The organism is Bradyrhizobium sp. HKCCYLRH1030, assembly GCF_051168395.1.
In the GTDB taxonomy this organism is placed as follows: domain Bacteria; phylum Pseudomonadota; class Alphaproteobacteria; order Rhizobiales; family Xanthobacteraceae; genus Bradyrhizobium.
This window is the reverse complement of sequence record NZ_JBNPUY010000021.1, coordinates 1-20,684: the sequence shown is the minus strand read 5'-3', so window position 1 is coordinate 20,684 and position 20,684 is coordinate 1. Positions and strand designations below refer to the sequence as shown.

General features: G+C 66.7%; 18 protein-coding genes. 6 read left to right on the top strand and 12 right to left on the bottom strand.

What is annotated here, in order from left to right:
* Positions 1-183 precede the first annotated feature (183 nt).
* Positions 184-1,488 carry an MFS transporter gene (locus ACQR1E_RS33100; RefSeq protein WP_434898063.1) on the top strand — a complete coding sequence of 435 codons (1,305 nt, stop codon included), beginning with the start codon at positions 184-186 and terminating at the stop codon, positions 1,486-1,488.
* A 60-nt stretch (positions 1,489-1,548) separates the two neighbouring features.
* On the top strand, positions 1,549-2,424 hold the full coding sequence (locus tag ACQR1E_RS33095; protein ID WP_316204275.1) for a tetratricopeptide repeat protein: 876 nt from the start codon (positions 1,549-1,551) through the stop codon (positions 2,422-2,424).
* Between the two features lie 4 nt (positions 2,425-2,428).
* Here ACQR1E_RS33095 and ACQR1E_RS33090 read toward each other — a convergent pair whose 3' ends face one another.
* The 9 genes from ACQR1E_RS33090 to soxX all read right to left on the bottom strand — a co-directional run bounded on the left by ACQR1E_RS33090 (position 2,429) and on the right by soxX (position 11,368).
* Positions 2,429-4,144 carry an N-acyl-D-amino-acid deacylase family protein gene (locus ACQR1E_RS33090; RefSeq protein WP_316204276.1) on the bottom strand — a complete coding sequence of 572 codons (1,716 nt, stop codon included), beginning with the start codon at positions 4,142-4,144 and terminating at the stop codon, positions 2,429-2,431.
* A gap of 206 nt (positions 4,145-4,350) precedes the next feature.
* Positions 4,351-5,568 (bottom strand): MFS transporter, encoded by a 1,218-nt coding sequence (locus tag ACQR1E_RS33085; protein WP_434898062.1) that lies wholly within the window; start codon positions 5,566-5,568, stop codon positions 4,351-4,353.
* A gap of 466 nt (positions 5,569-6,034) precedes the next feature.
* On the bottom strand, positions 6,035-7,072 hold the full coding sequence (locus ACQR1E_RS33080; protein ID WP_315717080.1) for an MBL fold metallo-hydrolase: 1,038 nt from the start codon (positions 7,070-7,072) through the stop codon (positions 6,035-6,037).
* 105 nt (positions 7,073-7,177) lie between these two features.
* Positions 7,178-8,926 carry a thiosulfohydrolase SoxB gene (gene soxB / locus ACQR1E_RS33075; RefSeq protein WP_315827931.1) on the bottom strand — a complete coding sequence of 583 codons (1,749 nt, stop codon included), beginning with the start codon at positions 8,924-8,926 and terminating at the stop codon, positions 7,178-7,180.
* A 137-nt stretch (positions 8,927-9,063) separates the two neighbouring features.
* A complete protein-coding gene (locus ACQR1E_RS33070; protein WP_409977916.1) occupies positions 9,064-9,366 on the bottom strand; it encodes a hypothetical protein in 303 nt (100 codons plus the stop codon).
* A 23-nt stretch (positions 9,367-9,389) separates the two neighbouring features.
* Positions 9,390-10,238: a sulfur oxidation c-type cytochrome SoxA gene (gene soxA / locus ACQR1E_RS33065; protein WP_316165632.1), complete on the bottom strand. Its 849-nt coding sequence runs from the start codon at positions 10,236-10,238 to the stop codon at positions 9,390-9,392.
* Positions 10,235-10,546, bottom strand: a complete 312-nt coding sequence (gene soxZ, locus ACQR1E_RS33060) for a thiosulfate oxidation carrier complex protein SoxZ (protein WP_434898061.1) — start codon at positions 10,544-10,546, stop codon at positions 10,235-10,237. Before soxZ ends, soxA begins: the two co-directional genes overlap by 4 nt.
* A 15-nt stretch (positions 10,547-10,561) precedes the next feature.
* The gene (soxY, locus tag ACQR1E_RS33055; protein ID WP_315717085.1) at positions 10,562-11,056 is read right to left on the bottom strand and encodes a thiosulfate oxidation carrier protein SoxY; all 495 of its coding nucleotides are present in this window, start codon (positions 11,054-11,056) and stop codon (positions 10,562-10,564) included.
* A gap of 18 nt (positions 11,057-11,074) precedes the next feature.
* Positions 11,075-11,368, bottom strand: a complete 294-nt coding sequence (gene soxX, locus ACQR1E_RS33050; protein ID WP_315717170.1) for a sulfur oxidation c-type cytochrome SoxX — start codon at positions 11,366-11,368, stop codon at positions 11,075-11,077.
* A gap of 189 nt (positions 11,369-11,557) precedes the next feature.
* On the opposite strand from soxX, the gene ACQR1E_RS33045 reads away from it, so the two are divergent.
* Positions 11,558-12,235 carry a DUF938 domain-containing protein gene (locus tag ACQR1E_RS33045; RefSeq protein WP_316171986.1) on the top strand — a complete coding sequence of 226 codons (678 nt, stop codon included), beginning with the start codon at positions 11,558-11,560 and terminating at the stop codon, positions 12,233-12,235.
* A gap of 120 nt (positions 12,236-12,355) precedes the next feature.
* Here ACQR1E_RS33045 and ACQR1E_RS33040 read toward each other — a convergent pair whose 3' ends face one another.
* Entirely contained in the window at positions 12,356-14,422 is a 2,067-nt protein-coding gene (locus tag ACQR1E_RS33040; protein WP_434898060.1) for a prolyl oligopeptidase family serine peptidase, read from the bottom strand.
* A 210-nt stretch (positions 14,423-14,632) separates the two neighbouring features.
* Here ACQR1E_RS33040 and ACQR1E_RS33035 point away from each other — a divergent pair, with 210 nt between their 5' ends.
* Positions 14,633-15,850 (top strand): MFS transporter, encoded by a 1,218-nt coding sequence (locus tag ACQR1E_RS33035; protein ID WP_315751172.1) that lies wholly within the window; start codon positions 14,633-14,635, stop codon positions 15,848-15,850.
* Between the two features lie 303 nt (positions 15,851-16,153).
* Here the strand turns inward: ACQR1E_RS33035 and ACQR1E_RS33030 are convergent, their stop codons facing one another.
* Entirely contained in the window at positions 16,154-16,699 is a 546-nt protein-coding gene (locus ACQR1E_RS33030) for a carboxymuconolactone decarboxylase family protein (protein WP_316165627.1), read from the bottom strand.
* A gap of 153 nt (positions 16,700-16,852) precedes the next feature.
* On the opposite strand from ACQR1E_RS33030, the gene ACQR1E_RS33025 reads away from it, so the two are divergent.
* Together ACQR1E_RS33025 and ACQR1E_RS33020 are read left to right on the top strand one after the other, a co-directional pair.
* Positions 16,853-18,037, top strand: a complete 1,185-nt coding sequence (locus ACQR1E_RS33025; RefSeq protein ID WP_434898059.1) for an acyl-CoA dehydrogenase family protein — start codon at positions 16,853-16,855, stop codon at positions 18,035-18,037.
* Positions 18,038-18,189: 152 nt separating this feature from the next.
* Positions 18,190-19,329 carry an acyl-CoA dehydrogenase family protein gene (locus tag ACQR1E_RS33020; RefSeq protein ID WP_434898058.1) on the top strand — a complete coding sequence of 380 codons (1,140 nt, stop codon included), beginning with the start codon at positions 18,190-18,192 and terminating at the stop codon, positions 19,327-19,329.
* Positions 19,330-19,536: 207 nt separating this feature from the next.
* Here the strand turns inward: ACQR1E_RS33020 and ACQR1E_RS33015 are convergent, their stop codons facing one another.
* A complete protein-coding gene (locus ACQR1E_RS33015) occupies positions 19,537-19,992 on the bottom strand; it encodes a fasciclin domain-containing protein (protein WP_316165816.1) in 456 nt (151 codons plus the stop codon).
* Positions 19,993-20,684: the final 692 nt, after the last annotated feature.

Sequence of the window (20,684 nt, the reverse complement as noted above, 5' to 3'; positions counted from 1 at the left end):
GATGTGATGCCGGCCGCGCGCAATCAGGTTGCGAGGGTATCGCGATGCAGCCCAAGAGGGCGAATTCCCGCGTTGCAGCAATAACTTAGCGCGCCAACCGGTTGCCTGCGAAGCCGCTTCGTGGGTAGCATCGTCAAAACGCCCGGACGACAGGGGCGGATCATGACAGAATGGGGAAGGACCATGGCCGCGCCAACGACGCTGAAGGGCACATCCCGCGCAAGCGCGACACCGAAAGGCGCCTGGAAGATCACCTTCCTGCTGTTCCTGTTCATGCTGGTGAACTTCGCTGACAAGATCGTGGTCGGGCTCGCCGGCGTGCCGATCATGACCGAGCTCAATCTGAACGCCGAGCAGTTCGGCCTGCTTGGATCATCCTTCTTCTTCCTGTTCTCGATCTCGGCGATCGTCGTCGGTTTCGTCGTCAACAAGGTGCCGACGCGCTGGGTGCTGCTGATGCTGGCGCTGATCTGGGCGCTCGCGCAATTCCCGATGGTGGGCACCGTCGGCTTCACCACGCTGCTGATCTGCCGCATCATTCTCGGCGCCGGCGAAGGCCCCGCGGCGTCCGTCGCCGTTCACGCGGTCTACAAATGGTTCCCCGATGAGAAGCGGGCGATGCCGACCGCGATCCTGTCACAGGGATCCGCCTTCGGCGTCATCCTCGCCGTGCCCGCGCTGAACTGGATCATCGTGAATCACGGCTGGCACTATGCCTTCGGCGCACTCGGCGTGGTCGGGCTGATGTGGAGCGTGGCGTGGCTGTGGCTGGGCAAGGAAGGGCCGCTGGCGGAGGTCGAGCTCGCCGGATTGCGCGAGCGGCGCGTTCCCTATCTGCAACTGCTGACGTCGCGGACCTTCGTCGGCTGCGTCGCCGCGACCTTCGGCGCCTATTGGGCGCTGTCGCTCGGGCTGACCTGGTTCACGCCGTTCCTGGTGAAAGGCCTCGGCTTCTCGCAGCAGCAGGCCGGCTTCATCTCGATCCTGCCCTGGATCTTCGGCGCGTGCGTGGTGCTGACCACGGGCTTTGTGTCGCAGACGCTGATGGCGCGTGGCGTCTCCACGCGCATGGCCCGTGGCGTGGTCGGCGCGACGCCGCTCGTGATCGGCGGCGGGCTGATGGCGATGATGCCGCATGTCGACGCCGCTTCGGCAAAGATCGCACTGCTCGTGGTCGGATCGGGATTGTGCGGCTCGATCTACGTCGTCTGCCCGCCGATGATCGGCGAGTTCACCCCGGTCACGCAGCGCGGCGCCGCCATGGCGATCTACGGCGCGCTCTATACGCTCGCCGGCATCGTTGCGCCCCTCGTGATGGGCAAGATGATCCAGGCCTCTGGCAGCCTGCTTGAAGGCTACATGTCCGGCTTCACCATCAATGCTGTCATCATGGTGATCTCCGGCCTGCTGGGTCTGGCGCTGCTCTGGCCCAACAGCGAGCGTGCGCGCCTGCAGGCGCAGCAGGGTGTGGCGCCGGAATTTGCGTGATACAACCCCCGCCCGGGGTCATCAGGAGGCGGCCTCGCATTCATCCGCGTGAGGTCCCGCATGATGCGCCTGTTCTCTCATATGCTGCAGTACTGGCGCGGCGTGCGATGCCTGACGATCGAGGACTTCTCGGGCGCCATCTTCCACTTCAGCAAGGTGGTTCAGCTCAATCCGCGCAACCATTACGCTTACCACAATCGCGGCGTGGCGCTCCAGGGCATGGGCAGCTACGCCAGCTCGATCGAGGATTTTGGTCTCGCGCTCAAGCTCAAGCCCAACGCGCAGACCTACGGCGCCCGCGGCGTGTCACGCAAATTCCTCGGCGACTTCGACGGCGCCATTGACGATCAGACGCGTGCTCTCGCGCTCGAGCCCAGGCTCGCGGCGGCTCATGGTGAACTCGCGTACCTTCATCATGTGAAGGGCGATCTGGATCGCGCGATCGCCCAGAGCACGACAGCAGTCGGCCTCGCGCCCAAAGACCCGGTCATGCATCGGGGACGTGGCTATATTCAGTTCTGCCGCGGCAGGTTCGAAGCCGCGGCAGCTGACATGGAACGATCGCTCGCGCTCCAGTTCGAGCCCTATGCGGCCCTGTTTCGTTACCTGTCGCTGGCTCGGTTGCCGGGGCGCGCCAAGCCAGATCTCGCTTCTTTCGCTGCGTACTGGGCGGCGGGGCAGTGGCCCTGGCCCGTGTTCGATCTTCTCATGGAGCGTTCGACGGCGCAGCAGCTGTTGAACGCGGCGGCAACGGCTCGAGAACAGGCTGAAGCCTATTTCTACATCGGTGAGTGGCATCTCCTGCACGGCCGCAAAGACGAGGCCGGCAGGGCACTCGAGATCGCGCTGCGCTCGTTGCCACCCTGGTTCAACGAGCATCCCGCCGCGCAAGCCGAGCTTGCAAGGCTTGCCGAGACAGTCGCCGCGGCCAGTTGACGTCTCAGCTCAGCTGGCGCGCACCCCTCACCAGCCGCCCGGGCCGTGCGCCGGTGGCTTCGCCATGCCGGCGTGTCACCACGCCCGATACGATCGTCGCCTCATAGCCGTCGACCTCCTGCATCAGGCGGCGGCCGCCGACCGGCAGGTCGTAGTGCACCTTCGGCGGATGCAGATGCAGCCGGTCGTAGTCGATGACGTTCACGTCGGCCTTGTAGCCTGGCGCGAGCAGGCCGCGATCGTCGAGGCCGACGGAGAGCGCGGTCTTGCGCGACTGCGCGGCGACGACGAACGGAATGGAGAGCTTGTCACCGCGCCTGCGGTCGCGGGTCCAGTGCGTCAGCAGATAGGTCGGGAAGCTGGCGTCGCAGATGATGCCGCAATGCGCGCCGCCGTCGCTGAGGCCGGGCACGCTGCGCGGGTCGCGCAGCATCTCGTAGGTGGCATCGAGATTGCCGTCGGAATAGTTGAGGAACGGCACGTAGAGCATGCCGCGCCCGCCGTCCGTGAGCATCGCGTCATAGGCCAGTTCCTCGGGACGACAGCCGCGCGCGCGGGCCTGGGCGCCGAGTGACCGCTCCGGCGGCTGCTCATAGTCCGGCGGATCGCCGAGCAGATACATCTTGTCGTAGTTCGGCTTGAAGAACAGCGGGTCGTCGGTCGCGCTGGCCTGCTCGCCCAGGATGGCCGCGCGCAGCGCCGGATCGCGCATCCGCGCGACGCGCTCATCCAGCGGCAGATGCGCGATCGCCTGGTAGCTCGGATGCGTCTGCAGCGGGTTGCGCGACAACTCCAGCCCAAGCAGCAGCCCAACCGGGCGCGCCGCGATCTGCGCCGTCACCGACAGGCCGCGCGCGGCGGCGGCGTTGATTTCGGCCAGCGTCTGCCGCCAGCGTTGCGGCGCGCGGTCGTTCTGCGTCACCGAGAACGAGATCGGGCATTTCGTCGTGTCGGCGATGCGCAGCATCATCGGCAGGTCTTCGTGGATGGTGGAGATGTCGAGCACGAATTGCAGCACGCTGCGGCCGGCGCCGTGCATGGCCTGGGCGATCGTCGTCAACTCGTCCTCGCCGGCCTTGAGCGTCGGCGTGTAGTCACCGGTCGATGTCCGATGGTTGAGCGTGCGCGAGGTCGAGAAGCCGAGCGCGCCGGCCTTGACCGCATCGCGCGCCAGCGCCGCCATGGCGCGGTTGTCGTCGGCGGTGGCCGGATCGCGGCGCGCGCCGCGCTCGCCCATGACATAGACGCGCAGCGCCGCATGCGGCAGCTGCGCGCCGATGTCGAGATCGAATTCACGCTTGCCGAGCCACTCCATGTAATCCGGAAAGCTCTCCCATTCCCAGGGAATGCCGGCTTCGAGCACCGGTTCGGGGATGTCCTCGACGCCCTCCATCAACTGGATCAGGCGCTGATGATCGGCCGGCCGGCACGGCGCGAAGCCGACGCCGCAATTGCCCATGATCGCGGTGGTGACGCCGTTCTGCGACGACGGCGAGATGTCTTGGCTCCAGGTCACCTGGCCGTCGTAATGGGTGTGAACGTCGACGAAGCCTGGTGTCACGAGTTTGCCGCGCGCGTCGATCTCCTCCCGGCCGGTCGCATTGACCTTGCCGACGGCGACGATACGGCCGTCCGCAATCGCCACATCAGCTTCGTAGAGTTCGCCGCCCGAGCCATCGGCAACGGTTCCGCCGCGGATCACGAGATCTGGCTGTGTCATGGCGTGTCTTCCCCGGGTGTTGTTGTTGGCCGCATCATCGGCGGGAAGGCGATGATGTCAACACGCGGGGATCAGGCAGCAGCGTTGCGCCGGCGCAGGTGACGCGAGCGCCGTAGGGTGGGCAAGGCGGCGCGCGCCCACCATTCTCAGCGGTGATTTCTGGCGGACGGTGGGCATGCTTCACGTTGCCCACCCTACGAAGACTGCTACGCCTTGGCCTTCTTCGGCTCGGTGAAGAACGCGAGCACGATCGTCAGCAGCATGAACACGACGGAGGCGCCGAACACCCAGCGCGGCGCGTTCATGTCCATGATCCAGCCGAACAGCAGCGGGCTGACCACGCCGGCGAAGTTGAAGCCGGTCGACACGATGCCGAAGGCGCGGCCGGCGGCACTCGGCGGGGCGGCATTGCGCACCAGCATGTCGCGCGACGGCGCGATCACGCCGCTCATGAAGCCCGCGACCAGCATGATCGCCGTGAGCAGCACGGTCGGCAGGTTGATGAAAGTGATCATCAGCACCAGCACGGCGTTGATCGCATAGGCGACGGCCGCGACCAGGTTGTGATGGCGGATGCGGTCGGCGAGCTGGCCGCCGGCGAGCACGCCGACGGCGCTGGCGCCGAGGAACGCGGTCAGTGCGATGTTGGCGGTCGAGAACGAGATGCCGTAGCCGTTCATGAGCGCGACAACGCCGAAGCTGGCGATGCCGGCGTTGGACAGGCTGAGCAGCATGAAGAACACGGTCAGCAGCATCAGCATCGGCGTCAGCAGGCTGGGCTGTTTGACCTTGCTGCCGTCGGCGCTGGTGTGATGCGGATGCGGCGGCACCTCGGGCACGTTGCCGACGAGCAGCAGCAGCGCGGCGAGCGGTCCGACCAGGCCGGCTGCGATCAGCGCGCCGGAGCCGCCGACGGTGGTGACCAGCGCCGCCATCACGGCGGGCGCGACGGCGCCGCCGAGATAGCCGGCGAAGGTATGCACACCGAACGCGCGGCCCATGCGCTTCTCTTCCATGTGTGCGGCCAGCAGCGCGTAGTCGGAAGGATGGTAGACCGCGTTGGCGAGGCCGAGCAGCACCGCCGAGACGACAAGGCTGGCATAGCTCAGGTAGACGCCGAGCATCGCCAGCGACAGGCCACCGAGCGTCAGGCCGATCAGCAGGATGCGGCGGGCACCGGCGCGGTCGACCAGATAGCCGACGGGCGCCTGGGTCAGGGCCGAGACGACCGCGAACACGGTGAGCGGAAAGCCGAGCTCGATGTAGCCGACGCCGAGCTTCTCCTTCAGGTAGGGAAACAGCATCGGCAGCACCAGCATGTGCAGATGGCTGACCCAGTGCGCCAGCGAGATCAGCGCCAATGTGCGCAGCGGCGAGGCGGTCCGGACCGGAGCATGTTGCGGTGCGGCGAGAACGTCAGCCATGGTCGATCCGTTGGCCCCCGGCGTCAGCGATGGAAAGGAGGGCGCGTTGCCGGCAAACCGCCGATGCTCCCGAAATCAGGGGCCGCGCGCGACACAACGCCACACTATCGGAATGCGGTTCATTGTCCACGAACGCCCGCGCATGGCACCTGCGCGCCGCGGCCGGCGTTTGCGGGCTGGGGTAGAGGAAACACGGCAGGGTGTCGGCTCTGCATGCATCCGCGCTGAGGGAGCCACTCCGCAACGCCAACCCCGGTGTCATCCCCGCGCACGCGGGGATCCATAACCACCCGCCGATGTTTGTTGCGATGCAGGTTCAAACGTGCAGCCCGCCTCAAGACAGATCACGCGGTATGGGCCCCGGGTCGGCGCCCGCCGACGCTTCGCGCCCGCGGGCTTGCCCGGGACGACAGCGGAGTGTGAGGGCGCCGTCAAGGGCTGCCGAAAGGTGGGAGAGCGTTACCTCCTACGGCACCACCGGCCCGCCGGCCTTTTTCCACGCGTCCAACCCGCCTTCAATATGCGCCGTATTCGCCAGCCCCGCCGCCTGTGCCGTCTGCACGGCCATCGCCGAGCGCTCGCCATAGGCGCAGAAGAACACAATGCGGCGGCCGGTGGCGGCGGCGACCTCGCGCAGCATGCCGCCCGGCTTGAGATTGTCCTCGATCGCAGGATAGGGCGCGTGCAGTGCGCCGGACAGCGTGCCATGCTTGGCGCGCTCCGCGGCCTCGCGCAAATCGACCAGCAGCACGTCGGGGCGTCCCAGGCACTCGATCGCCTCGCGTGCCGGCAGCGACAGGCCCCGCTTCGCCAACTCCTCCTGATGCAGCCCGACGCGCATGTTGGCGGGCACCGCGACATCCATCATCTTCGGGTTCGGCAACTTCAGATTTGCCATCAGCGCGACGTAGTCGTCGACCGACTTGACCTGCAGGCGCGGATTGTAGCGGCGCTCCTCGCCGATCGTGGAGACGGTGTCGCCCTTGTAGTCGTGTGCGGGATAGACCAGCGTGTCGTCGGGCAGCCGCAGCAGCTTGTTGAAGATGGAGTCGTACTGCTGCCGCGCATCGCCGTTCTGGAAATCGGTGCGGCCGGTCCCTCGGATCAGCAGCGTGTCGCCGGTGAAGACGCGGTCGCCCAGCGAGAAACTATAGGAATCGTCGGTGTGCCCGGGCGTGTACATCACGTCCAGGCTGATGCCCTCGATGGCGATCCGGTCGCCCTCGCTGACGCGCATCGCCACCACGTCGGCCTTGGTCTGCTCGCCCATGATGGTGACGCAATGGGTTCGGTCGCGCAAAGCGCCGAGGCCGGTGACGTGATCCGCATGCAGGTGGGTGTCGACGGCCTTCACCAGGCGCAAATCGAGCTCGCGCAAAAGCTGGCAGTAGCGCTCGACCTTCTCCAGCACCGGATCGATGATGACGGCCTCGCCGCCGCTGCGGCTGGCGAGGATGTAGCTGTAGGTGCCGGAGACGCTGTCGAACAATTGGCGGAAGATCATCAGCGCCTCCTTCCGATCTGGATCATCGTGGCATTAGCACGACCGGCCCGATGTCACCAATGCGGCGAACGCTCGGCAGGTCGGATTGCATCGCGCAATCCGCGGTCACGACTGCGATGCAAATCCGGGATTGCCGTCGACACCCGAGAGCGTGACCTTGTTCGTTCCGACCAGCACCAGTTGGCCGTTGCGCAGGTGGTTGGCCACCACGTCCCACACCGGCTTGCCGTCCTGCGCGTTCATCGAGGCCCAGCCGGCGACCTTGTAGCTCTTGCGGGCGTCCAGCGGCCGGCCATCGTCGAGCGTGAGATCGGAGATGCGGCGGCCGATCGGCTCGGCGGGCGCGCAGCGGTAGGATAGCCCTCCGGTTCGCACCATGTCGCCGCCCTGCTGCAGATAGGGGTCGGCGTTGAACAGGTTGTCGCAGACGTCCTCGAGCACGTCCTTGATCTCTGCGCCGGACATCCGCTGCACATAGGTCTCGGGATAGGTGATGGCGGTCTGCGCCAGCACGTCCTCGAGCAGGATGGATTGGTTCGCGAGCAAGGTCGGGCCCCAGCGGAATCCGGGCGACAGCGCGATCTCGGCATCGAGCTCGCGGCGCAGCGCCGCGCAGATCAGGTCGTCGGTCGCGCCTTCGAAATTGCCGCGCCGGTAAAGCAGCCGGTCGGACGTCGCGAGCTTCTCGCTCCAGGCCGCGACCTGCGGCTGCTGCGTCTGATCGATCAGCGCCTGCATCGCCGGGTCCGGCTTCAGCAGCTCCGAGTAGACGGGCAGCAGCCGGTAGCGCGCATCGGCGACGCGGCCCTTGCCGACGTCGAGATCGAGCACGGCGAGGAATTTGCCGTTGGAGCCGGCATTGGTGACGAGCGTTGCGCCCTTGGAATTGCTGACCGCGACCGGCTGCGGAACCGCGTCATGGGTATGGCCGCCCAGGATGACGTCGATGCCGGTGACGCGGCTCGCCAGCTTGAGGTCGACATCCATGCCGTTGTGCGACAGCAGGATCACGGCATCGACCTTGTCGGCGCCGCGCAGGCCATCGACCAGCTTCTGCAGTTCCTCCTCGCGGATGCCGAACGTCCAGTCCGGCGTGAAGCGACGCGGATGCGCGATCGGCACGTAGGGAAAGGCCTGGCCGATCACGGCAATGCGGGCGCCGCCGATCTCCTTGATGGTGGCCGGCTTGAACACGCGGCCGGAGCCGGGATCGAACGCCTTGGCGTCGTTGAACGCCGCCTCCTCCGTCAGGAACACGTTCTGCGCCAGGAATTCGCCCTTGAAGCGGGCGAGGTTGGTGCGCAGCGCCTCCTCGCCATAGGTGAACTCCCAATGCCCGGTCATGGCGTCGATGCCGAGCAGGTTGGCGGCGCTCACCATGTCGGCGCCGCGCATCGCATTGGCGAGCCCGGTGCCCTGCCAGAGGTCGCCGCCATCGAGCAGCACCGAGCGATGGTCGCCGGCATCGGCGCGCAGCTTGTCGACCAGGGTCTTCAGATGCGCGAATCCACCCATCCGGCCGAAGCGGACGGCGTACTTCTCGAACTCGAACGAGGTGAACGCATAGGCCTCGGCGCTGTCGGGCCGGATGCCGTAGCGGTCGAGGAAGGCGCGCTCGACCAGATGCGGCGGCCGTCCCCACATCTCGCCGATGCCGAGATTGACGCTAGGCTCGCGGAACAACAGCGGCCGCAACTGCGCGTGCGTGTCCGTGATGTGCAGGATGCGCGCGTTGCCGAACTTCTCGATGTCGTAGAGGCTGACGGTGTCGGCGGCGCGGGCGCTGCGCAGCAACGCCGGCGCGGCGAGCGTGGCGACAACTGATGCCTTCAGAAAGTCCCGGCGCCGAATCATGGCTCGCGTCCTAGATCATGATGCGATTCCACGGAATCGCATCATGATCCATCCCTTTGTTTGAGCATGATCTCCGCACAAACGCCTTCGGCGTTCGTCGCGAGGGAAAACCGGTTGCCACTTCTCCGGATCATGCTCTAGCGGATCTCCATGTCCTTCCAGCGCTGCTTCTCGCTGGTGGCCTGGACGACCGAGGCCTTGGCGAGCGCCTCGGCCTCCTGCGCCGACTTCAGCGCAGAATCGAAATTGCCGGAATCCGCTGCCTTCTTCGCAGCGGTGAGTGCGGCCTGGGTCACGGTCCATTGGTTGCGCAGACGTCCGGCTTCCTTGTTGGCGCTCTCGGCCGCCGCGACAGCCGCGAGATAGTCGGCCTCCGACGCGGCCCGCGCGGAGCCGGCGCCGACCGCTGATACCATCATGGCGAACACGATCTTTTTCATGACGCTTGCTGTCGTGACGTTTTTCATGGCCGTGCTCCAGGTCCTGAAACCGGCAGGCCGTTCGACACGTAGGACAGGTAATATTCGAGGTTGCGGTATTCGTCCGATTGCGGCTCCAGCGGCACGGCGCGTGTCTGGCTGTTGCAGGTGACGAAGCGCCGGCTGATCGTGCCCATGCCGCTCCATTCCGAGCGGTAGATCGGCATCGCGTTGAGGATGCCGAGCGCCGGCGCCAGGATCTCGGCGCGGATCCGCTCCCCCGGGCTCTGCACGTGGCAGCTCGCGCAGGAGAAGTTCAACTGGCCGCGGCGGGTGTAGAAATACTCCTTGCCCTTTTCGAAGGCCTCGAGCGCACGCGGGTCGTCGGGGATCTTGATGTCGAAGCGCTTGCCGCGCGACGTGTACGCCATGTAGGCGGTCAGCGATGCCATCTCGTCCTTGACGTAGGAGTAGGGCTGCTCGCCATTGGCCTCGCGGCAGCGGTTCAGCGCCAGCTCGAGGGTGATGACCTTGCCTTCCTTGTCGTCGAAATAGGGATAGTTCTGGCGGATGCCGATGCCGCCGTTCGGGAAGCAGTCGGCATAGGTCTTGCCGTTCTTGAACGGCTTGGCGAACATCTCCTTGCCGGCATCGAGCGCGAACTCGTAGGGCGGAAACTGCTCCTTCTCCTCCCATTGCTTGCGCATGTCGGCGTTCATCGAATACGGCCCGTTGACGAAATCGTCGAACGCCACCTTCGGAAACTTCTTGACGAAGTAATCCTGGAACGCCTTGGCGTCGGCGGCCGGGTTCGGCTTGTCCGCGGCCGCGACGCCGGAGGCGCCGAGAGCGAGCGCGGCCGCCACGGTCAGCGCGAGGCGCGGCGCCCTCATTGGATCGTCGCCGTCAGGCTGTCGGTCGCGCCCTTGCTGTCGACCCAGCTCACCTTGAGCTCGTCGCCCTTGGCCGCGCCCTTGAAGGCGAACTTGACATAGGGGTCCTTCGACACCGCGGTGCCCCAATCGGCCAGGAACACCGTCTTGTCCTTGTGCACGAAGGTGACCTGCTGGATGTAGTGCGCCGGGATCACTTCGCCCTTGGCGTCCTTGACCAGGCCCGTATCCATCGGGTGCTGAATCAGTGTCTGGACCTCGGCGATGTCGCCATTCAGGACGGCGCGGACGCGGATGCTCGATACCATGATGATCTCCTGACCTTAGCCGCCGCAGCCGCCGACGGTGACCTTGACCTCCTTGGTCGCGCTGTAGAGCTTGCCGCCGGATTCGACGAGCGCGATCACGTTGGAGGTCTTGGCCATCTTGAGCCGGTTCGCCACCGCGGGCACGGTGCCCTCGGGGATGTGGTACGACGCCGCCAGCGCGAACGGATTCTCGCTGACGATGAAGGCGATCGAGGTGACGTTCGGCAGCGACGTCGTCACCGCGATCGGCACCACGCCGCCGTTCTCGGCGATCTCCGGCGCGTCGAGCTTGATCTTGTCGGACGCTTCGTGGTCACGGCCGTACAGCGCCTTGACCGCGTCGCCCGCATTCTTCTGCTTGAAGGCGTCTTCCGGATATTTGTTGTCATTGGTCGCGGCAAACACGGGGGTCGCGTGCAGCACGGCGTTGCCGAGGCCGATCAGCGCGACGAGGCCGGCGCCCTTCAGGAACAGGCGGCGGTGGGCCAACGGGCCGAACGAGGCAGTCATGGCGGTCTCCAAACGGAATCAGAGGGTCTGCAGGAAGTCGACGATGGCGCTGATTTCCTGCTCGGTCAGGATGCGGTTGCGGCCGAACGGCGGCATCACCGTCAGCGGATTGCGCCTGGTCTCGTCGTTGAGAATCGCGATCAGCTCGGCGCGGTCGTATCTCGCCTTGAGGTTCTCCAGCTTCGGGCCGATCGAGCCCGGCAGGTCGCCGCCCTTGATCTCGTGGCAGGTCAGGCAGTTGCCCTTGCCGCGGTCGAAGGCGAGCTTCTGGCCGTCGACGGCACCGGACTGGGCGTGAGCGGCCATGGACATGGCGAGCGAGAGCCCCATCGCCAGGGCGGTACGCAGGACAGGTGTGATCAAGGTGGAGTTCCGACGTCTCGGTGATCTCGGCAATATAGGCGCTGCAAAGCATAAAGACCATCGGCTGACAATGCAGCTATGGTGGCCGCCGCAACGCGGTTAACGAGGGCCGTCCATGGGGCGGCCGGGAGAATGGTCATGGCGGAATATGTCGTGGAGTTCGGCCGGGACGGCCGGCCGGTGGAACCGGACGGACGGCTGGACGCGGCCGCGTTCCACCGCAACCACCAGCCGATCTGGGCGGTGCTGGAACGGCTGCTGGCGGGCAAGACCGGCGACGTGCTGGAGGCCGGCAGCGGCACCGGCCAGCACGTCGTGCATTTCGCCTCGCAGCGCCCGGACCTGACGTGGTGGCCGAGCGATCTCAACGCCAACCACCTCGCCAGCATTGCGGCTTGGCGCAGCCATGCCGGGTTGTCCAACATCCGTGATGCCCAGCGCATCGACCTGTCAGATCCCGGCTGGCCGGCGGCGTTCCGCGCCGCGGGCGGGCCGTCGCAGCTCGCCGCGATCTTCTGCGCCAACGTGATTCACATCGCGCCGTGGTCGGTGGCGGAGGGATTGTTCGCCGGCGCCGGGCAGGCGCTGTCGGCGGACGGCGCACTGGTGCTCTACGGCCCGTTCAAGCGCGACGGCAAGCACACGGCGGTCAGCAATGCCGTGTTCGATACGTCGCTGCGCGAGCGCAATCCGGACTGGGGCGTGCGCGACATCACCGACCTCGAGGCGCTCGCCGCGCGCCACGGGCTCGCCTTGCGCGAGACGATGGAAATGCCCGCCAACAACATGATCCTGGTGTTCGGTCGGACTTCGTAGGTTTGCGACGGCGCCTCGCCGATCTCCGTCATTGCGAGCGAAGCGAAGCAATCCAGGGTCGCGTTGGGACTCTGGATTGCTTCGTCGCTTCGCTCCTCGCAATGACGGAAGATGGGCCGCTCACTTCGCCTCCAGCCCGACATGCCGCGCCAGAAACCGCGTGCCCAGCGTGATGAAGCTGGCGCGCTCACGGTTGTCGGTGCCGTAGCCATGGCCGCCGGCGGCGGGTTCGTAGAACCAGGCGTCGTAGCCCATGGCCTGCAGCTTGGCGGTCATCTTGCGCGCGTGGCCGGGATGGACGCGGTCGTCGCGCCGCGTGGTCGCGATCAGGATCGGCGGATAGGGCTGGCCGGGCGTTGCGGTGTGATAGGCCGAGTAGGTCGACAACCAGCTCCAATCCTGGTCGCTGTCGGGATCGCCATATTCGGCGATCCAGCTCGCGCCGGCGAGCAGCTTGGTGTAGCGGCGCATGTCGATCAGCGGGATGGTGCAGAACAAGGCGCCGAAGTGCTCGGGGTAGCGCACCAGCATGTTGGTGATCAGGATGCCGCCATTGGAGCCGCCTTGCGCCGCGATGCGCTTCGGCACCGTCACGCCGCGGCGGACGAGGTCGGCGGCGACCGCGGCGAAATCATCATGCGCGAGCCGCTTGCCCGCATAGCGGCCGGCGTCGTGCCAGGCGGTGCCGAACTCGCCGCCGCCGCGGATGTTGGCCTCCACGAGCGTGCCGCCACGCTCGAGCCACAGCTTGCCCAGCGCCGCATTGTAGGCCGGACGGAGCGTGTGACCGAAGCCGCCATAGGCGCTCATGTGCACTGGCGCGTCGCCTGTCAGCTCGGCCGGCCCGGTCTGGGTGTAGGGAATACGCTCGCCATCCACCGAGATCGCCTCGTGTCGCGTGACGACGTGCCCCTCGGCGCTGAAGGTGCGAGGCGCCTGCTTCAGCACGATCGGCGCGGCCAAGCCCTCGATCAGTAGCAGCGACGGCGGCGTCAGCGGATCCTGGATGTTGGCGAGCAGGTCGCCGTTGCTTTCGGCCTCGTCGGTGTCGAGACGCCAGACGTCCACCGTCGCGATCTCCGGCAGGCCGGGAAGCCGCTCGCAGCTCCACTCCCCCGGTGACGGCGTCCACACCTCGAACCTTGCCCTGAGCTCGTCGAGGATCGACAGCACCAGCCGGTCGCCGGCCCAGGACAGGCCCTGCAGCGCCCGTCGCGGCGCGGGCTCGAACACGCGGGTGAAATCGCGGCGCCCGGCAAGGAATGCCGAGAGCTGGAGACCGAGCACCACATCCGCGGGATGGGTGACCTCGCCGACGGTCCAGGGTTGGCGCAGCTTGATGGCCATCCAGTCGCCATGCGCTGACATCCAGCAGTCGGTCGGCAGGTCGAGCCTGGTCCGCGCCCCGCCGCCGTCACCGAGCCATAGATATTGGTTGAAGAAGTCGATGCCCTCGGCAAACCACACCCGCGCCGGCGCGACGCTGCGATCGACACCGACATGCACCCATGTCGACTGGCTGCCTTCGGCGGCGAAGATCACCTCCGCCTGCCCGGCCGGCTGGCCGCGCCGCCAGCGCCGCACCGTCCGCGCGTAGCCCGACGGCGTCGCCATGCCCGCGCCGAACGCGCTCGCCAGCAGCAGGGTGTCGGCATCGAGCCAGGCGGCGCCGCCCTTGGCCTCCGAGAGCGTGAAGCCGCCCGTCACGAAGCGCTTCGTCGCGAGGTCGAACTCGCGCAGCACCACGGCGTCGCTGCCGCCCCGCGACAGGCTCAGGACGGCGCGCTCATGCGCCGGCGGCAGGCTCGAGACCCCGTTCAGCGCCCAGTCCTCGCCTTCGTCGGCAGCGAGTCGGTCGATGTCGAGCAGGTCCTCCCATTGCGGTTGCGCCTTGCGGAACTCCGCCATCGTCGTGCGCCGCCACAAGCCGCGCGGATGCGCCGCGTCCTTCCATTGATTGTACAGCAGCCCGCCGCGGCGGCTGACGAACGGGACGTTGTCCGGCCGATCCAAGATGGCGGCCAGCGTGTCGCGGTCGCGTTCGAAGGCCGCATCGCCGAACGCGGCGAGCGTGCGCTGGTTCTGCGCCGCGACGAAGGCGAGCGCGCGCTCGCCGTCGATCTCCTCGAGCCACAGATACGGATCGTCATCGGGCGCCGCGATGGTCGGACGATCGTCGATTGACATGGCTCAAGCTCCGCGGGCGCCGTTGACGCGAGAATACAGCCGGCTTGATTAGCCGGGCAGGTCGGGAGTGTCGAATCACGCTCCGTGGCGCGTTCGCTGCCGCATGGCTTGTCTCCGTTCGCGCCCGTTGCCTCGGGCGCGCGCTTCCCGCAATAGTGCGGCTGAACCAGCAAGGCGGGAGCGTGCGTGCCACGCCTCCGGATACCTGAGATGATCGATCTGACCGTGAGCGAAGACACCTCCGATGATGCCCGCGCTCGCCGTAACGTGGCGCGGCTCGCGGCCGCCCAGGCGCTGACCGGCGCCAACTCGGCCGTGATCTTCGCCACCGGCGCGATCGTCGGTGTCACCATTGCCCCGAACATCGGGCTCGCGACGGTACCGATCTCGATGTACGTCGTTGGCCTCGCCGCCGGCACCTTGCCGACCGGCGCGATCTCGCGCCGCTATGGCCGCCGGGCGGCCTTCCTGATCGGTACCGGCTGCGGCGCCGTCACCGGCGTGCTCGGCTGCCTCGCCATCTTGCGCGGCTCGTTCGCACTGTTCTGCCTGGCGACGTTCCTCGGCGGCGTCTATGGCGCCGTCGCGCAATCCTATCGCTTCGCGGCGGCCGATGGCGCCAGCGCGACGTTCCGGCCCAAGGCGGTGTCGTGGGTGATGGCGGGCGGCATCTTCGCCGGTCTGCTCGGTCCACAGCTCGTGCAATGGACCATGGACGTCTGGCAACCCTATCTGTTCGCATTCAGCTATCTGGTCCAGGCGGCGGTCGCGCTGGTCGCGATGGGGATCGTCGCCGGCGTCGATCTGCCGAAGCCTGAAGCTGCCGATCTCCATGGCGGCCGGCCGCTGTCCGAGATCGTGCGCCAGCCGCGCTTCATCGCAGCTGCCCTGTGTGGCACCATCGCCTATCCGGTGATGAACCTGGTGATGACCTCGGCACCTTTGGCGATGCAGATGTGCGGGCTCACCGTGTCGGATTCCAATTTCGGCCTGCAATGGCACATCGTGGCGATGTACGGCCCGAGCTTCTTCACGGGATCGCTGATCGCGCGCTTTGGTGCGCCTGCCATCGTCGCGGTGGGCCTGGGGCTTGAAGCGGTCGCTGCCGTCATCGGCTTGTCGGGCCTGACCGCGATGCACTTCTGGGCCACCCTGGTCATGCTCGGCGTCGGCTGGAATTTCGGCTTCGTCGGCGCCTCCGCGCTGGTGCTGGAGACACATACATCCGCCGAGCGCAACAAGGTGCAGGCGTTCAACGATTTCCTGATCTTCGGCCTGATGGCGCTGGGCTCGTTCTCCTCGGGCCAACTGCTCGCCAATTTCGGCTGGTCGGCGGTGAACCTCGTGGTGTTCCCGCCGGTGCTGCTGGGATTGTGCGTGCTTGCACTGGTGTGGTCGTCGAAGCGGCGCGAGGCAGCGGCGGGCTGACTAAAACGGGCGTAGTAGTAACGAGGTCGCGCCGCACCCACGGTGCGCTCCCCTCCCCCTTGCGGGGAGGGGGCGGGGGTGGGGGTCCACGAACCGTGCTCTCTCAGATTACAAGGATCAAAGTCTCTCGCTCGGCCGAGCGGTGGATGCCCAGCCTTGAGAGCCGATAGCAGTGCAGATTGATAAGGTCGCACCTCACTTCGCGCAGCGCCCGGAGACCCCCACCCCCGACCCCTCCCCGCAAGGGGGAGGGGAGTGCACCGGCATCGTGGCGACAGCGGCGCATCGCAGCTCACGCGCTTCTCACTTCAACTCCGACACCTCGCCCTCCGGCAGGTCGAACTCGAACGCGTTCAGCGTCATCGACACCATCGTGTAGTAGCCGCACAGGCCGATGATCTCGACCAGGCCGCGTTCGCCGAGCAGCGCGATCGCTTCCTTGTAGAGCGCATCCGTCAGTCCATGGCCCTCATGCAGCGACTTGGCGACGTCGTAGATCATCTGTGCCTTGGGATCGGAGAATTCCGGCGTGCGACGGTCGCGGATGTCCTCGATGATCTTGATGTCGAGCCCGCCGGCCAGCGCCAGACGCTTATGCGCGTACCATTCGTAATGCGCGGTCCAATGCCGCGCCGTCACCAGGATCGCGATCTCCGAGAGTGCTGCCGGAAACACCGTGTCGTAGCGCAGGAAGGCGCCGAGCCGCGTCGCGTGCCGCGCCATCTCCGGGCTGTTCAGCCAGGCCATCATCGGCGGCGGCGGCGAGCCGCGCTTGCTGGCGATCGACTCGTCATAGGTCTGGCGCTGGTCGGCGCTCATTTCGCCAGGCGAAAGAAGTTTCAGGCGCATGTTCGTTTCCTCGTATTTCACGCGGCGGCATCATGACCATAGAACGCTTGGCAAGGCGAGGGCGCCCGCGGCGACATCGATGTTGAATTCCCTGACGGGCTGAGGTTAGGTCGTTTCAAAGACAGCAATCATGGAAACGCGTGAGGACTTGGCATGGCCGATCTCGACACATTCCGCCGCGAAACCAGGGCCTGGCTGGAGGCCAATTGCCCGCCGGAGATGCGCCGGCCGATGACCTCCGAGGAGGACACGTTCTGGGGCGGCCGCAATGCAAAATTCTCCTCTGAGCCGCAGCGCGTCTGGTTCGAGCGCATGCGCGACAAGGGCTGGACGGTACCGCACTGGCCCAGGGAATATGGCGGCGGCGGCCTCGACGGCGAGGAGGCCAAGATCGTGCGCCAGGAGATGGCGGCGATCGGGGCGCGCGCGCCGATCACCTCGTTCGGCATCTCCATGCTCGGGCCGGCGCTGCTGAAATACGGCACGGACGAACAGAAGCGCGAGCATCTGCCGAAGATCACCGCCGGCCTCATCCGCTGGTGCCAGGGCTATTCCGAGCCGAATGCCGGCTCCGATCTCGCCTCCTTGCAGACGCGGGCCGAAAGCGACGGCGACGACTACATCATCAACGGCCAGAAGATCTGGACCTCCTACGCCAACTACGCCGACTGGATCTTCTGCCTGGTGCGCACCGATCCGGCGGCGAAGAAGCATGACGGCATCAGCTTCATCCTGTTCGACATGACGTCGAAGGGCGTGTCGACCAAGCCGATCCTCCTGATCTCCGGCCGCTCGCCATTCTGCGAGACCTTCTTCGACAATGTCCGCGTGCCCAAGGCGAACGTGCTGGGTACCGTCAACCGTGGTTGGGACGTTGCGAAGTACCTGCTGCAGCACGAGCGCGCGATGATTTCCGGCATGGGCGAGCGCGGCGGCAGCCGGCCGCTCGGCCAGGTCGCGGCTGACACCGTCGGCAGCGATGCGCAGGGGCGGCTCGACGACGCGCTCTTACGTGCGGACATCGCGACCTTCGACGTCGACGAGGCCGCGCTTGCCGCCGCCGCCGAGCGCATGGTCGATCTCGCCAAGGCGGGACAGGGGCATCCGGCGTTCTCGTCGGCGATGAAGTACTACGGCACCGAGCTCAACAAGCGTCGCCACGAGCTGCTGATGGCGGCCGGCGGCATCGACGCGCTCGAATGGGAGAGCGAGCGCTCCCACGAAGGCGCGCGTCCCCGCGCCTGGCTGCGCACCAAGGCCAACTCGATCGAAGGCGGCACCTCCGAGGTCATGCTCGGCATCGTCGCCAAGCGCATCCTCGATCTGCCGGGGGCGTAGTTCGCACCCACGCCGTCATTCCGGGGCGCCGCGACGCGGCGAGCCCGGAATCCATAACCACGATCGTGAGTATGGATTCCGGGCCTGGCCCTTCGGGCCATCCCGGAATGACAAGACCAAAATTGATTGCCATCGTTGCAACGGGATCTCCCATGCCTCTCCTCCTCACCGAAGAACAATCCATGCTGCGCGACAGCGCGCGCGGCCTCATCAGCGATCACGCACCGATCGCGCACCTGCGCAAGCTGCGCGATGATCGCGACGCGACCGGCTTCTCGCGCCAGCTCTGGGCCACCTTCGCCGAGATGGGCTTTGCCGGATTGCTCGTGCCGGAAGAGCACGGTGGCTCCGGCCTCGGCGCGGTCGAGGCCGGCGTCGTGATGGAGGAGATCGGCCGCACCTTGATGCCGTCGCCGTTTCTGGCGACGTCGGTGCTGTCAGCCTCGGCGCTGGCCCGCGCCGGCTCGGCGGCGCAGAAATCCGAGTATCTGCCGAAGATCGCCAGCGGCGCGCTGCTCGCCGCGCTGGCGCTCGACGAAGGCGCCAAGCATCGTCCTTTGCAGACTGCCCTGCAGGCCGTGCGCTCCGGCAACGGCTTCAAGCTGAACGGCACCAAGGCGATGGTGGTCGACGGCCACGTCGCCGATCTCTTGCTTGTCGTCGCCCGCAGCGCCGGCGCGCCCGGCGATCGCGATGGCCTCACGCTGTTCCTGGTCGATCCCAAGGCCAAGGGCGTGGCGATCGAACGCACCATCATGGTCGACGCGCACAACGCCGCGCGGGTCACGCTCGACAACGTCGAGGTCACCGCGGATCACGTGCTCGGCGAGGTCGATGGTGGCGCTGCCACGCTGAGCGCCGTGCTCGATCTCGGCCGCGGCGCGGTCGCCTCCGAGATGGTGGGTCTCAGCGAGGAGGTGTTCGGCCGCACCGTTGCCTATCTCAAGGAGCGCAAGCAGTTCGGCAAGGCCATCGGCGAATTCCAGGCGCTGCAGCACCGTGCCGCGCAGCTCTATATCGAGATCGAGATCACCCGCGCCGCGGTGCTGAAGGCGCTGCAGACGCTCGACGCCGATTCCGCCGGCGCGACGGCCGCCGTGGCCGTCGCCAAGGCCCGCGCGGGCGCGACCGCGACCCGCGCGGTGCAGGAGGGCGTGCAGATGCATGGCGGCATGGGCATGACCGATCAGTTCGACATCGGCTTCTTCATGAAGCGCGCCCGGGTCTGCGAGGAGCTGCTGGGCGATGCGAACTATCACGCAGCGCAGCTGGCTCAGCTCAGGGGGTACTAAGCAAGGCCGCTTGTCGGCACCTGCCGTCTCCCCACGCTCAGCTGTCATCGTCCGCGAAGGTGGGCGATCCAGTACGCTGAGAGAGTTGTGATTGACCGACAAGCCGCAGCGTACTGGGTACCCCGCCTTCGCGGGGTGACTATCGACGGCAACAGCAGACTTCGCAGAAAAAGAGCGCGCCATCACCGATGGCGCGCTCTCATTCGATCAATGATGCATCGCGGTCTTGGCCGGTGGCAGCAGCACCTTGTCGATGACGTGGATGACGCCGTTCGAGGCCATGACGTCGGCCTGCACCACATGCGCGTCGTTGACCTGCACGCCGAAGAAGGTGCCGTCGACGGCCACCGGCTGGCCTTGCGCCGTCTTCACGCTCAGCTTCTTGCCGGCGACGTCGCCGGCCTTCACCGCGCCGGGGATCACGTGATACTTCAGGATCGCGGCGAGCTTGCCCTTGTTCTTCGGCTTGAGCAGATCCTCGACGGTGCCCGGCGGCAGCGCGGCGAACGCCGCGTCGGTCGGTGCGAATACGGTGAAGGGACCCTTGCTCTTCAGCACCGGCACGACACCTGCGGCCTTGGCGGCGGCGACGAGCGTCTTGAACTGACCGGCGCCGACGGCGGTGTCGACGATATCGGCGGCACGTGCCGCGACTGCTGACATGGAGAGCGCGCCCAGCATCAACGCGCCGGCCACGAACGAACGGAATCCCAGCGTCATTCGAGTTTTTCCCTGTGAACTGAACTGATGAGTTGGCTGATGCGCAAAGGGATTTCGGTCCCCCTTGTTCTCCCTGTTGTGCAGGGGCGCATCACCCGACCGGATTGGTCAGGCTCGTTACGATCGCTGCGATTGGCTGGATTTGAGAATGAGTTCACGAACTCGTGAGCGGCTCCCCGAGCCTCCCGGGCAGATCGCGCGAGAGCCATGAATCCGCGGGACTAATTGCTTTGCGGGAGCATCCGCAGTGCCCGTCGGGCCATTTTGTCGCAACCCGACGGGCGTTGTCTCGTCGGGCAAATCAGCCGCACATTCCCCGCCGTCACGGCCCGCAAGAGGGACGCTTCGCGATCGTTACGAAACGTGGGCCGGTGACGCGATGGACGCATCGGATCGCAGCGCGAGTGATCGCGCCGACGAACGATGGCGATGCGGACGTGAAAGCGCGTGGTCCTGGCGCCCCGATGCTGGCGTCAAGTCGACGGGTGATGATCCCGGGCGGCGACGGTGGCTAACAGGCCGGACACCGAGGAGAGCGCGCCATAAGCGTTAACACCGTCGCGCAGGGAAGGCCGGGTGGCGGGCTCAAGCGGTGGTCGCAACACCAAGTGTTTTCATTCGTGACAGCAGCTCGT